Origin of the sequence: Streptomyces lacrimifluminis (assembly GCF_014646095.1) — a bacterium.
Classification (GTDB): domain Bacteria; phylum Actinomycetota; class Actinomycetes; order Streptomycetales; family Streptomycetaceae; genus Streptomyces; species Streptomyces lacrimifluminis.
Genome location: NZ_BMMU01000007.1, coordinates 77,007 through 91,171, shown reverse-complemented (window position 1 = coordinate 91,171; position 14,165 = coordinate 77,007). Strand labels below are relative to the sequence as shown.

General features: G+C 71.5%; 7 protein-coding genes. All 7 read right to left on the bottom strand.

The window, feature by feature from the left end:
• Positions 1 to 8: 8 nt before the first annotated feature.
• The 7 genes from IEY89_RS13165 to IEY89_RS13135 all read right to left on the bottom strand — a co-directional run bounded on the left by IEY89_RS13165 (position 9) and on the right by IEY89_RS13135 (position 13,673).
• Positions 9 to 1,544 (bottom strand): RNA polymerase sigma factor, encoded by a 1,536-nt coding sequence (locus tag IEY89_RS13165; RefSeq protein ID WP_189147556.1) that lies wholly within the window; start codon positions 1,542 to 1,544, stop codon positions 9 to 11.
• 514 nt (positions 1,545 to 2,058) lie between these two features.
• A complete protein-coding gene (locus tag IEY89_RS13160; protein WP_189147555.1) occupies positions 2,059 to 2,946 on the bottom strand; it encodes a FadR/GntR family transcriptional regulator in 888 nt (295 codons plus the stop codon).
• 162 nt (positions 2,947 to 3,108) lie between these two features.
• A complete protein-coding gene (locus IEY89_RS13155) occupies positions 3,109 to 5,235 on the bottom strand; it encodes an ABC transporter ATP-binding protein (RefSeq protein WP_189147554.1) in 2,127 nt (708 codons plus the stop codon).
• A gap of 84 nt (positions 5,236 to 5,319) precedes the next feature.
• A complete protein-coding gene (locus IEY89_RS13150) occupies positions 5,320 to 6,078 on the bottom strand; it encodes an NUDIX hydrolase (protein ID WP_189147553.1) in 759 nt (252 codons plus the stop codon).
• 140 nt (positions 6,079 to 6,218) lie between these two features.
• Positions 6,219 to 8,135 (bottom strand): glycogen debranching N-terminal domain-containing protein, encoded by a 1,917-nt coding sequence (locus tag IEY89_RS13145; RefSeq protein WP_189147718.1) that lies wholly within the window; start codon positions 8,133 to 8,135, stop codon positions 6,219 to 6,221.
• A gap of 815 nt (positions 8,136 to 8,950) precedes the next feature.
• Entirely contained in the window at positions 8,951 to 10,537 is a 1,587-nt protein-coding gene (locus tag IEY89_RS13140; protein ID WP_189147552.1) for a DUF4192 domain-containing protein, read from the bottom strand.
• 976 nt (positions 10,538 to 11,513) lie between these two features.
• Positions 11,514 to 13,673, bottom strand: a complete 2,160-nt coding sequence (locus IEY89_RS13135) for a RecQ family ATP-dependent DNA helicase (protein WP_189147551.1) — start codon at positions 13,671 to 13,673, stop codon at positions 11,514 to 11,516.
• Positions 13,674 to 14,165: the final 492 nt, after the last annotated feature.

Below are 14,165 nucleotides of genomic sequence, written 5' to 3'. Positions count from 1 at the left end.
ACCGCGACCTAGTCGAGGTAGTCGCGCAGCACCTGGGAACGCGACGGGTGGCGCAGCTTCGACATGGTCTTGGACTCGATCTGGCGGATGCGCTCGCGGGTGACGCCGTACACCTTGCCGATCTCGTCGAGGGTCTTCGGCTGACCGTCGGTGAGACCGAAGCGCATGGAGACGACGCCCGCCTCGCGCTCGGAGAGCGTGTCGAGGACCGAGTGCAGCTGCTCCTGAAGAAGCGTGAAGCTGACCGCGTCGGCCGGGACGACCGCCTCGGAGTCCTCGATGAGGTCACCGAACTCGCTGTCGCCGTCCTCACCCAGGGGGGTGTGGAGGGAGATCGGCTCGCGGCCGTACTTCTGGACCTCGATGACCTTCTCCGGGGTCATGTCGAGTTCCTTGGCCAGCTCCTCCGGAGTGGGCTCGCGGCCCAGGTCCTGGAGCATCTGGCGCTGCACGCGCGCCAGCTTGTTGATGACCTCGACCATGTGCACCGGGATACGGATGGTGCGGGCCTGGTCGGCCATCGCGCGGGTGATCGCCTGACGGATCCACCAGGTGGCGTACGTGGAGAACTTGTAGCCCTTGGTGTAGTCGAACTTCTCCACCGCGCGGATCAGACCGAGGTTGCCCTCCTGGATGAGGTCCAGGAAGAGCATGCCGCGACCGGTGTAACGCTTGGCCAGGGAGACCACCAGACGGAGGTTGGCCTCCAGGAGGTGGTTCTTGGCGCGGCGGCCGTCCTCGGCGATGATCTCCAGCTCGCGCTTGAGCTTCGGGGCGAGCTTGTCGGCGTTCGCCAGCTTGTCCTCGGCGAACAGACCGGCCTCGATGCGCTTGGCGAGCTCGACCTCCTGCTCGGCGTTGAGCAGCGGGACCTTGCCGATCTGCTTGAGGTAGTCCTTGACCGGGTCGGCGGTGGCACCGGCCACGGCGACCTGCTGGGCCGGCGCGTCGTCCTCGTCGTCGTCGGAGAGGACGAAGCCCTTGTTCTCGGCCCCCTCCTCTTCCTCTTCACCGGGCTTGACGTCCTCGAGTGCTTCGTCCTCGACGGCCTCGGCGTCGTCCTTGCCGGCGGCCGTCTTCTTGGCCGCCGTCTTCTTGGCGACGGTCTTCTTGGCGACAGCCTTCTTGGCAGTCGTCGTCTTCTTGGCGGCGGCCTTCTTCGCAGGCGCCTCGTCGTCGACGGAGGGGTCGGCGGAGGGGGCCGTCGGGGTGGCGGTGGCGGTGGCCTTCTTCGTGGTCACCGCCTTCGCCGCGACCGTCTTGGTGGCGGTGCGCTTGGCCGGGCTCTTCGCTGCGACGCTCTTTCGGGTGCGCTTTGGCTCCGCGGCACTGACCATCAGCGTCACACCCTCTTCCTCGAGGATCTGGTTGAGGCTGCGCAGTACGTTCTTCCACTGAGTGGCCGGAATCTGGTCAGCTTCGAAGGCCCGACGCACGTCGTCGCCGGCGATCTGCCCCTCAGCCTTTCCCCGCTCGATGAGCGCCATGACAGAGACGGACTCGGCGATCTCCGGCGGGAGCGTACGGGATGTGCTGGCCGACACGAACAACCTCTCGAACGTTGGAAAACGGCTTCCGGCCCCGTCCACTACGGACAGGAGCCGACGACCGCCGACTGGGGATGGGCCGACGGCGCGGGCGGGGGCCGGGAAGATGCACAGCGCCCTGAACGGCGCCCGTATTCCCTCCGCGGCTGTCACCTCTTAGGTCATCGCGCTGCCTCCGCAAGCGTTACGCCCAATCTGCGTGGCCCGAGTCACACCCCTAAATGCCCAGAAGCGGTCAAATGTGACTAGAGGTGGTCAGGTGTGGCGGCGACCAGGCCGGTCCGGACCGATCCGCGCCCCCATCGGCAGCGGCAGTCACCACCATGATGGACGCTTCAGGGCGATCGGCCGCCTCTTCCTCGCTCCACTCACCGCTCGGTCGTCCCGTCTCACTGCCGGGCCCCGCCGCCCCCTCTCGGGATCCGACGGGGCCCGGCAGTGACGGTTCGCGAGCCGAGCGATGATTCCGGAGGGCGACACTGCCTCCGATCGCGCCGCCCTCGGCGCGCGGTCAGTGCTCGCGCGGGGCCGGGACCACGCGCTCCACCTCGGGGTGCACCATGAGGAGCTGCCGCATGGCCGCCTCCGCCCCCGCACCGTCGCCCGCACCGAGCGCCTCGACGATCCGGGCATGGTGCGCCAAGGACGCCTCGGTGGGCCGGTCACAACCGGTGATCGGACCGCCGGACACCTGAAGGGCGGCGGACACGATCCCGGAGAGGTGCTCCAGCATGCGGTTGCCGGCGAGCTGGATGAGCAGCGAGTGGTACTCGGCGTCGGCGCGCGAGAAGGTCACCCCGTCACCCTGACTCATGGCGTGGCCCATGATCTCGACCATGTCGACGAGCCGCTGCTGGACGTCCTCGCGTCCGTGCCCGGCGGCGAGGCGGGCGGCGAGCGGCTCGATCGTCCAGCGCAGTTCGCTGAGCTCGCGGCGCTGGTTGTCACGCTGTGGCCCGAAGGCGCGCCACTCGATGATGTCGGGGTCGAGGAGGTTCCAGTCGCTGACGGGACGCACGCGCGTGCCCACGTTCGGCCGGGCGCTCACCAGGCCCTTGGCCTCCAGCACCCGGAGCGATTCACGGACTACGGTGCGGGAGACCTCGAAACGCTGGCCGATCTCCTCGGGCACGAGGGGGCGGTCCGCGCCAAGGTCGCCGGCGACGATCATCTGGCCAAGCTGCTGGACGAGTTGACCGTGCAGGCCGCGGCCGCGGCTGCCCGCGCTGCGGCGGCCGACACGGCCGAGTTCCGGGTCCGCGGCATCCCAGGAGGGCACTCCCACCCGGTCGACGCCGGGGGCCTCGGCGTAGGGGTAGCGGTCGAGCCCGCCCGGGCCGACGAGACCGGAGTCTGCGGAGCGGGCGGCGGTCATCATGGTGTGCGCAAGGGTACTCACGGATCCTTTGTCGGCTCCGTCTTCAACTCCCTTGAGGTCTTTGGTGAAAAGCACACGAAAGGGTGATCGCTCGCCTCGTCGCAATTGACGCCTTATCGGAAAGAAACGGGCGTTCTCCGGGGAGTTGTGCGCAGGGCAGGACGGGAAGGGCCCGGACGATCGTCATCGGACCCTGCTTCGCAGGGTCGTGAGCAGATACGCACAGAGCAGAGCAGCCAGCGACAACGTCAGCGCGCCACCGACGGGTTGGGCGATCACCCGCGCTCCGGCAGCCAGATACCGTTCACCGCCGAAGGGCCACTCCGCCAGGAACAGCTCCCGAAGGCGCACGGAGAAACCGGCCGCGCTCCGCACGGACGATCCCTCCAGGACCTTCTGTACGAGGGGCACCACGAGGACCGGTACGGCGAGCACCGCCGCGAGCCCCGCGGTGGTGGAGCGGAAGATGCCCGCCGCCAGCACCCCGGCCCACGCGCAGCCGATCACAAGGCCGACCCAACTCGCGCTCAGCATGAGCCAGTCCGCGGGAACTCGCGCCAGCTCCCGACCGTAGACGAGGTAGAGCACTTCCGCGTCGCAGCCCACGGTGAGGAAGGCCAGCAGCAGCCCGGTGGCCGCGGCGACGACGAGCTTGGCCATGAGCAGCCCCAGTCGGCGGGGCACGGTGCCGCGGTCGACCGCCAGCGCGGGGTGGCGGAACTCGTCGCCGAAGGCGATGGCGCCCAGCAGCCCGGCGCCGAGTGCCGCCGGCGGCAGCGGCAGCTCCTGCGGCCAGGCGGCCAGCAGGCGGTGCTGTGGGGTGTGGCCGACGCGAGCCAGGAGTACGGCGACGAGTGCGGACGAGACGAGCACGGCGGCCCCGGTGAGAAACCCGGTGCCGACACCGCCGGCCCGGCGCAGCTCGTACCGGAGGGGACGCAGTGGACTCGGAGCGGGTCGAACAGAGATGGGAGGCGGGAGCGGGGGCAGGCTGTCGGAGGTGAGGACGCCGGAGGAGCACGGTCGGGCGCTCTGGGGGCCCGTGGGCGCGGACGCCGCTGAGGCACGGCCGGCTGTCGACTCGGAGACCCGAGTGACTGTCGGCAGTCGGCCGGTGGGCACGTTCGGCTCGGGGAGAGAGATTGCCGAGGTGGCCTCGGTCGACGGCACGGTGGCTGTGTGAAGGCTCTGCCCGGCAGAGCCGTGCGATGCGGAAGGGCCCAGAGGGATGGCAGAACCCTGAGGCAGGTCGGCGTCCTCGGACGCGGCCACGGCCCCGGCAGCCTTCCGTACTGCTGTGCCGTCGGCCTCTCCGGTCATACCGGTTGCTCCGACCTCACCGAGCACCAATGACCCACCAGCCACACGGGCCTCGCCGAGTGTCCGCGTCTCTCGGCATGCCGACGTCTCCTCCTCGCGGGTCGAGTCTGCTCCGGGACCCATGTCACCGACCTCGTCGGCGAGTTGGTGTACGAGGATGCCGTGCCGGAACGCGGTCTCGCCGATGTCCGCGCAGGTACTGCCGTACACGGAGAGCCGATTGCCGGCCTCACGTACGACCTCCACGGAGCGCTGTGCCGTCCGGGCCTCTTTGGTCAGCAGGGCCGCGAGACGGGCGGCGTGCGGGCTGCGCACGGCGACACGGGGGCGCAGTCTGGTGCGGGAGAAGTCCGCGGCTTCCTGGTCGGCGACAAGCCGTCCCTGCTCCAGGGTGATGATCCGGTCGGCGGTGCGGGCTGCCTCCTTGGGGTCGGCGGTGGTGCACAGGACGGTGCCGCCCTGGGCCGCGTGGGCACGCAGCATGCCGTGCAGCCAATGGCGTTCACGGGCGGACATACCGTCGGTGAGCGCGTCGAGCACGAGGGTGTGCGGGTCCGCCAGCAGAGCGCAGGCCAGGCCGAGCCGACGGTCCATGCCGCGGGACAGTGCGCCCAGGCGTTCGTCGCGCAGGCTGACGAGGCCGACGACCTCGAGGACCTCGTCGGCACGGCGCACCGGGACGCCTGCCGCCGCGCACAGCATGCGGAGTTGGCCGCGGACGGTGCGCGCGGGGTGCCCCGGCACATCCCCCAGGAGAACGCCGACCTCGCGTGACGGATGGGCGATGCGGTGCAGTGGGCGGCCTCTGAAGTAGGTGGTCCCCCGGCCCTGTTGGAGTTCGAGCATGAGCCTGAGCACCGTTGTCTTGCCGGCGCCTGGGGTGCCGAGGAGCGTGGTGACGCAGCCCGCGCGCGCCTCGAAGGAGACGTCGTCGACGGCGGGCGGGAGCTCCTTGCGCGGGTTGCTGGTCAGTCCGAAGGCCTGGATCACCCGTAGCAAGATAGCGCGTTATGTCCGTTTTACCGGGTGCGGCGGGGCCCACCGAGGGCAGAGGTTGCCCCATGGTGTTCGGGGTCAGACCTCGGGACGCAGCATCGGAGGGTTGAGCAGGGTTGCGCCGCCCGCCCGGAAGAGCTGGGCCGGACGACCGCCCTGCCGGGTGGTCGTACCGCCGGTGGGGACGAGGAAGCCCGGGGTGCCCGTGACCTTGCGGTGGAAGTTGCGCGGGTCGAGGGCGACGCCCCACACCGCCTCGTACACACGGCGCAACTCGCCGACGGTGAACTCGGTCGGGCAGAACGCCGTGGCCAGCGACGAGTACTCGATCTTGGAGCGGGCCCGTTCCACCCCGTCCGACAGGATCTGGGCGTGGTCGAAGGCGAGGGGTGCCGCCTGTTCGCCGTCTCGGCCGTAGCCGCCCTGTTGCAGCAGTTCCTCGACGGGTGCCCAGCGGGCGCTGTTGGCGTCACCGCCCGCCCGGGGAGCGGGCAGGTCGGGGGCGAGCGCGAGATGGGCGACGCTGACCACCCGCATCCGGGGATCACGCTTGGGGTCGCCGTACGTCGCGAGCTGTTCCAGATGAGCACCGTTGTCCTGAGCCGGGGCGTCCGGGTCGTGGGCGCGCAGACCGGTCTCCTCGGCCAGTTCACGCGCCGCGGCCTGCGCCAGATCCTCGTCGGCCCGCACGAAGCCACCAGGGAGCGCCCAACGTCCCTGAAAGGGCGGTTCACCCCTGCGTACCGCCAGCGCGCACAGGGCATGACGACGCACGGTCAGCACGACCAGGTCCACGGTGACGGCGAAGGGCGGGAAGGCTGACGGGTCGTAGGGCATGCCGCGATCATAGTCGTCTGCCTGACGATAAACACTCCCCTCTCCGGCCGCGCCCACGGCTGGTCCACGGTGGTCGGAAGCAGGTCTCACAGGTCTCACGGGCCGCTTTGAGTCGCCTTCCCGGGACCTGTCGTACGAGGTCATGCTCCCAGTTGGAGTCCCTCTGCAGCCTCCTCGACGATGGCGACGCCGAGACGGCCGACCCGTACGGAAAAGGGGGCGCCCGCGATCCGCAGCCCGGTCAGGCCGATCTCGCCCAGCGGCACGCTGCGTACCGGGCGGAGCATGACCGTGCTCGCCGGGGCGTCCGGACGGATACCGGCCAGGGTCGTGAGCAGCAGCACCCCGGAGGCGGCAGCGGTGGCCGACGGCCGACAGGCCGCCGGGTGGGGCAACGGAGCGCCTCCTTCCGCGCGCTGCTCCCCCGCGTACATCTCCGGCAGCCGGTACGCGAAGGCCTCGGCCGCCGCCAGGAGGCCGCGCAGCAGGGAACTCGCCTCCTTCTCGTACCCTGCGGTGGCCAGGCCCGCGACGGCCACCGCGGTCTCCTGCACCCGCACGGCACCGCTCCGGTGACCGAAGGGGTTGTATCCCGCCTCCTTGACGCCCAGGCCGCGCAGTCCCCAGCCGGAGTCCATGGCCGGACTGCCGAACAGCCGGGCGAGCTGTCCGGTCTGTACCTTGTCGAGCAGCCCGGGGGCCTGTTCGCCCGCGCCCAGCAGACCGGTGTCCAGGAGATGGGCGGCGATCGCGCCGAAGTGCGGCACGGTGCGCCCGTCCGGTGTACGGGCGGCAGCGGGTCTGCCCCCGCCCCGGTCCTCGACCCAGAAGTCGTCCCTGAACGCGGTGCGCAACTCCTGAGCCCATTGCCGCAGCCCGGCACCGCCCGGCCGGCCGTACGCGTCGAGGAGGTCGGCCCCGAGGAGGGCGGCTCGGTGCGCATGGGCCTGCGTCTCGCAGCGCACAGGGCCGCCCGGTTGGGGATCGGGCAGGTAGGTTCCGTCACCCACGGTCGTGCGCAGCCAGGTCAGACAGCGTTCGGCGGTCGGGAGCAGTTCCTCGGTCGTCTGTTCCGGGAGCCCCCAGCGGCGGGCCTCGGCGAGGAGCACGGGGAAGAGCAGGGTTGCCTCCGTGCCCGTGCAGCCCGGTGGCAGGTGGGGGCCGGCGTCCCGGCGCGGGCCGGGGAGCATGCCGGACCTCGGGCCCGGCCCGGGGAGCTGGGTGCGGGCGAGGGTTCGCAGCGTTCCTGCCGCGAGCCCGGTGCCGAGGGGAAGCGTCATGCGGGCGGCGGCAAGAGCCTCGGCCGGGGCCATGCCGCAGCGCCACGGTGCGCCTGCCGCGAGGTGGGTGTCGGAGGGATGCGCGGAGTCGCGCAGGAGCAGGGCCTGGAGGTCGTCGATGCCGGTCCCAAGGAGTGCCTCGACGCGTGGATCGTCGCCGGCGGCCCGGGCCGGGGCGAAGGGGCTCGTCGCCACGTGACCCACGGCTCGGACGGGTCCCGCGCCATCCTGCCGGATACGCAGCTCCAGGGTCATGGAACCGCCCGGGGGCAGTTCCAGCTCCCAGCGCAGCAGACCGGCGGAGGCCAACGCGTCGGCAGGTGGCGGGTCGGCCGTGACGGCGGCGCTGCCGGTGGCGCAGGACCAGCGCAGGCCGGAGGCATGGACGCTGGCGGGCAGTTCGGGGCCCGCGGTGCCGGAGGCGATCGTGCCCAGGTCAGCCAGGTCGGTACCGAGTGACACCTCGACCGGCAGACGCAGCGGGCGCGGCGCCGAGCTGCGCAGGGTGATCCGCTCCGTGCCGTCCGCGTGGCGGACGCGTTCGACGACGATGTCGGGGTCCGGCCCGCCGTCGGGGGAGATGCGCAGCGTCCCCACGAAGCGGGCGCGATCCGCCGCCGTCATCCGGGCCTGTACCGCGAGCGGTTCGCGGCCGGCCACGCGGACCTGACACCGGGAGAGCACACGCCTGCCCCCGCGGTAGAAGCCCTCCAGTCCTCGGCCGGTGAGCTGACCCTGGTCCGTGGAGATCGCGAGCCCGGGGAGGGCGACACAGATCAGGGTGGTGTGGGTCGGGGGCAGCTGGGCCGGGCGGCGGGTGGTGGTGGGCGGGGCAAGCGGCGGCCGGGAAGAGGGAGGCGGCGCGAGCGGTGGCGGGGTGCCCCGGCCCGGGGGTGCGGAAGGGCGTCCGGTGCCCGGGAAACGAGGCTCCGGACCTCGCGGGTCCCCTGCGTGCCCGGGAGCTCCGCCGCCACCTCCCCGCAAGGACGGCGTGGGTGTTCCAGCGGCACGACGGTCGTCGTCGGCCGAGGGCGGGGTCGGCGGATGCATGGGCGACTTCTTCTGCGCTCTGGGCGCCGAGGGCGCACTCGGCGCCCAGTAGGGGGCTTCGGCAGGACAGGGGTGGTGCGGCGGCTCGGCCTGTCCAAGGGTTCCGCCACTCAGGTGAACGGACCAGGGCTTCCCCGGGTCACGCCTCCGGCGGGACAAGCCGACCGATTGGCGGTGAGGCGGAGCATACGTGCGGCCGGTGCCGGGACGACTGCGTCGGCCGTCCACTGTGGTCGGGAGGGTGAGGTGTCCGTGAGCTGTCCTGGCGCCGGTCAGTTGTACGTGGGACGCGCTGCCGTCGCTCAATCGCGGGTCGCGTTGTCCGCCGTTGCCGATCCGGCCGCAGACCGGCACTCGGTCGGCGGAGCGGCGGTCTGCTGTCCCCTCACTGAGGGGTCGCTCCTCGGGCGTCCTGGCCCTGCTCAGCCTGCGGGCGTCCCTCCCGCCGCCGATCGGGCACCCGGCGGCTGTCCCGCCCCTGTCGATTCGTCCACCTGGCATGTGACTGCCGCCGGAGCACGGGTGAACCGCCCCGTCCCAGTTCACGCGCCGTCCCTCTTCATCCGATGGCCGCGAGGGGCGGCCTTCCCCTCGCCCGGGCTGTGGCGACGTACGACGGGCCTGCCCGAGGGCTGGGGACGGGTTGCGCCCGTCCTCCTGGCGCGAGGGCGCGTCTCGGCGTCGGCTGCCGGGACTGCCCGACGTCGACGCCTCGTGGCCGACTCCAGCGCCCGGGTGGCGCCGCTGGTCGACGTCGAGCGGGACGAGGGACCCGTGACATCGCCGAGCGGTGCCGTGGCCTCGGTGCCGTCGATCCAGCCGTCGCTCTCGATCCCCTCCACACCATCGGCACCGCTCGCTCCCGGGAACCTCTCCGTCCCCTCCGACCCCTCCGTGGCCTCGAACCCCTGTGGGTCCTCACCCCACCCGATGTCCCTGTCCTCGTACGTGTCACCGACTCCGGTCCGCTCGGTGTCCGGCGTGCTTCCGGGCGGTCCGGCAGAGACTCCAGGCCGGCCGCCGCGCTCCGCGCGCAGACAGCGCCGGATCGACTCCGGGTCCAGACCCTCGTTGCAGGCCTGGTGCAGCAGGCGGGCGAACAGGTACCCGGGGTCCGCGCCGAGTGCCATGGCCAGGGCTTCCCTCGCCTCCAGTTCGTCACCCGTCGACCAGGCGACCCAGCCGGCGAGTGTCAGAGGGGCCGCGGCGTGCTCGCGGTACGGCCCGACACAGCGGCGGGCGAGGGCCCGCCAGAGACGCAGGGCAGGTGCCGCCTCGTCACCCTCCATCCACTCCGCCGCGCGATCGCGCGTCGTACGATCCTGCAGGCCCAGAATCAGCGTGGCGGCCTCGTCGTGTGCGAGCAGTTCGTCGTCGCGAAGGTCCGCCAGAAACGTGCCGGCGACGGTAGGGGCGCCGGCGAATCGGCTCCTGACCTGCGATGCCTGTCGCAGGGTCTCCTCGGCCACGTCCGCGCGGCTCGCGTCGTCGAGGATCCGCGGCACCATGCGGGCGTTCGCGATGTCGAGCGCACGTTCCTGTTCCAGCGCCGCAGCGGTCTCCCAGGGGTGGAACCTGGCCCGCAACTCGCTCAGTGTGCCTCGCACTTGCAGACCGGCGTAGGTCGCCGCGGCGGCCAGCACCGAGGTGCCGGGCAGGCCCATGGGCACTCCGTCGTCCGGACAGCACTCGGGCGTCACACAGCAGTAGGACCAGAAGCGGTTGTCGGCGATGCACAGAGCCTCGACCACGGGTACGTCGAGGCGGCCACATTCGGTGCGCAGCAACTGGGCGAGCGGGCGCAGACGTTCCCTCACCTGATGCGGCGCTTCACCCTCCGTCGGTTCCTGGCAGAGGTACACGACCATGCTCTCGGGCCGTGCGCCTCTGCGCTCGCTTCCGGTCACCAGACCATGCGTCAGCTGCTGTGCCACAGCGGGCCAGTCGTCCGGGTTCGCGGGAATTCCGAGGCGGGCACGTCCGCCGAACCGGCCACGCCCGTCCCTGTCGTGGAGCGCGACGAGAACGATGCTGTCCTCGGGGTGGTAGCCGAGCAGGTACGGCAGGGCATCGGCCAGTTCGGCCGGGGTACGCAGGGTGACCTGATGCGTTTCGCTGTGATTCGTCATGCCGTGACGATCTCGCGGATTCCGCGATTCCGCTTGAGCCTGTGGATAACCCCGACCAGGGACACGTCAAGGGCAGCGTCGACATCCGCACGCCATCCCGTACACCCGCGAAGCGACGTGACACCGCCTCGAACAGGCACTCGCATGCCGCCAGCGGTGGCCTGTCGGCGAGGACGGGCGAACGCGTTGTTTCGGGTCGCCCGCCCCCGTGGCCGTGGTCGGCGCATGGGTGTACCGACGCGAACTCCCGTCTGCCGGGGCGATGTCCGCGAAGTCGCTCGCGAAGTCGCTGACAGCCGATCGGTGTGATCGACGGCGGAGTCGCGGGGACCTGCTCCCGGCGCTGCCCTCATCGCCGTTCGACGCCACAGCCCCGTGACTGCTCGCCTTCGCCTCGGTGATTCTCACCTCCGAACGGCCCCTGTCCCAAGGGTTGAACACCACGCGGGCCACACGGTCGGCGTGAGTTCCCGCACCTCCCTGCTCGGGCGGTTCGCCTCGCTGTTTACGGGGGTTATTTCGACGGGGCCGTAGGCATCCTGATCCCGGCCTTGCCGAGCCGGAGTGTCGGCCTCGGACTCGACACCGCGGTGAGCAACCCGAGGCGTAGCGCACGACTCGCCGCCATCTACCTCAGCGCGACCGTGATGTTCCCCATCGCCTGGGACGCGCTGAGCGCTCCGCTTCTCCCCCCGCTTCCACGCTGGTCGGCGCGATGGCCGGAAGCCTCACCGGCGCCCACCTCGCCCGGCCGCTGCGGGGCCCGGAAAAGACTCCCTACGTTGTTCTGCGGGAGGTGGTGAGCCCCCCGCCGACGGAGCCGAAGCCGGCTGACATGACCGCAGGTCACCCGGGGAGCCCCGCACCGTTCACGCATGCCGCGCGCGAGGCCGGCGACGGCCTCCGAGGCGGGCGAGCGCCCGCACGCGCACGTGCCACCGTCCCGATGCCCTCCAGCGCCCTCAGCGACGCTTCCTCACCCTGCCACGGCAAGGGTGAGCGGGAGGACCGCGTCGGCTCCGGCCTGGCGCAGGAGGCGTGCGCCTACGGCCAGGGTCCAGCCGGAGTCCGTGTAGTCGTCGACGAGCAGAACCGGGCCGGGGGTGGCGGCCAGCGCGGCGGCGAGTTCTTCGGGCACCGTGAACGAGGCGGCCAGGGCGCGCAGCCGCTGGGCGGAGTTGCTGCGGTGCGCCGCGTACTCGTCCGCCCGCTCGGTGTAGGCCAGGCTGCCCAGCAGGGGAAGCCTGCCGACCCGGGCGAGTCCGCCGGCCAGTGAACCGACCAGTTGCGGACGGGTGCGGGAGGGCATGGCGACGATCCCCACCGGCCGCGTCGCCGCGTCGGGACCGCCGCCCGCCCAGCCGCCCGGCGAGCGGGCCCAGTCGGTCACCACCGTCACCACGGCGGCCAGCACGTCGTCCGGGACCGGCCCGTCCGCAGCCTGCGCCGACAGCAGCGGACGCAGGCGGTTGCCCCAGCCGATGTCCGACAGTCTGCCCAGCGCCCGCCCGGTGGCCGCCTGCTGGCCCACGGGGATCCGGCCCTTGAGATCGACCCCGACCGCAGGCATGCCCGAGGGCCACATCCGGCGCGGTTCGACCTCGATCCCGGGGCGGTCCAGTTCGCCCGCAGCACCCGCCAGAGCGCCGGGCGACACGGCGGGATCGAGCCAGGGTCCTGCGCAGGTGTCGCAGCGACCGCACGGGACCGCCTTCTCGTCGTCGAGCTGCCGCTGGAGGAACTCCATCCGGCATCCCGTGGTCGCCACGTAGTCCCTCATGGCCTGCTGCTCGGCTGCGCGCTGTTTGGCGACCCAGGCGTAGCGCTCGGTGTCGTACGCCCACGGCTGCCCTGTCGCCGTCCAGCCCCCCTTCACACGCTTGACCGCCCCGTCCACGTCTAGGACCTTCAGCATCGTCTCCAGCCGTGAACGCCGAAGGTCCACCAACGGCTCCAGTGCCGGCAGCGACAACGGACGGCCCGCCTCCTCCAGAACGCCCAATGTGCGCCGTACCTGCTCCTCAGGAGGGAAGCCCACCGAAGCGAAGTACGCCCAGATCGCCTCGTCCTCCCGCCCCGGCAGCAGCAGTACATCCGCATGATCCACACCGCGCCCCGCACGCCCCACCTGCTGGTAGTAGGCGATCGGGGACGAGGGCGACCCCAGGTGGACCACGAACCCCAGGTCCGGCTTGTCGAAGCCCATTCCCAGCGCCGAGGTCGCCACCAGCGCCTTCACCCGGTTCGCCAGCAGATCCTCCTCGGCCTGCAACCGGTCGGCGTTCTCCGTCTTCCCCGTGTACGAGGCCACCGGATACCCGCGCTGCCGCAGGAACGCCGCGACCTCCTCCGCCGCCGCCACCGTCAGTGTGTAGATGATCCCCGAGCCCGGCAGATCCCCCAGCCGCTCCCCCAGCCACGCCAGCCGGTGCGCCGCATCCGGCAGCGACAGCACGCCCAGCCGCAGGCTCTCCCGGTCCAGCGGCCCCCGCAGCACCAGGGCGTCCCCGCCCCCCGTGCCCAGCTGCTCGGCCACATCCGCCGTCACCCGCGCGTTCGCGGTCGCCGTCGTGGCCAGCACCGGCACCCCCGCCGGCAACTCGGCGAGCATCGTGCGCAACCGGCGGTAGTCAGGACGGAAATCGTGTCCCCAGTCGGAGATGCAGTGCGCCTCGTCGACCACGAGAAGGCCGGTGGTGGCCGCGAGCCTGGGCAGCACCTGATCACGGAAATCCACGGAGTTGAGGCGTTCCGGACTGACGAGGAGAACGTCGGTCTCGCCGCGCTCGACCTCCCCGTAGATGGCGTCCCACTCCTCCGGGTTGGCCGAGTTGATCGTGCGCGCCCGGATACCGGCCCGAGCCGCCGACTCGACCTGGTTGCGCATCAACGCCAACAGCGGCGAGATGATCACCGTCGGGCCGGAGCCACGCCTGCGAAGCAGAGCCGTGGCGACGAAGTACACCGCCGACTTGCCCCAGCCGGTGCGCTGCACCACCAGCGCACGTCGGCGCTCCTGCACCAGGGCCGCCACCGCCTGCCACTGGTCCTCCCGCAACCGCGCCGAACCCCCAGGGGCACCGACCAGCTCGGCGAGGATGGCGTCGGCTTCGTCACGTAGCTCCTGGTTACTCATGCCCCCATGCAACCCCACAGCACTGACAACGGCCCAATCCCCGGCCGTGACGAGGCGCGCACAGCCCTTCCGTCCAGCCGCTCCGGCGGTGGGCCCGTCCCCCTTTCGGACGACACCGAGGTGATCGGGTGGACCCTCGCGGTGGCGGCCCGGGGCGTCGACGGATCGGTGCGCGGGAGACGTTGCCACTGGTCCTCGCCCCATAATCACCGATGACGAGAACGTGAACCAAACCGAACAAGCGGACCAACGGCACGTTCCCGGCCACCTCAGCCATCTACAAATGACACACCTGGCAGGGATATAATCCACAGATCACCAGAAGCCGGTCGGTGGCCCCATTTGCTCGTTGCCGCAACCCAGTTCGACAGCGAGAATTGGAGTCCGCTCCCCGCACGGCGTGTCCGTGGTCCGGCAGGGCTCCGCCGCGGTGTGCGCTCCCCCAAGTCCGTTTTCCGCCCGCAGTGTGGGCGCGTAGCCGAAGGGAGGACC

Coding starts and splice junctions, on each gene's coding strand:
- IEY89_RS13150 (WP_189147553.1), bottom strand. CDS start 6,078: ATGCCCTACGACCCGTCAGCCTTCCCGCCCTTCGCCGTCACCGTGGAC.
- IEY89_RS13140 (WP_189147552.1), bottom strand. CDS start 10,537: ATGACGAATCACAGCGAAACGCATCAGGTCACCCTGCGTACCCCGGCC.
- IEY89_RS13135 (WP_189147551.1), bottom strand. CDS start 13,673: ATGAGTAACCAGGAGCTACGTGACGAAGCCGACGCCATCCTCGCCGAG.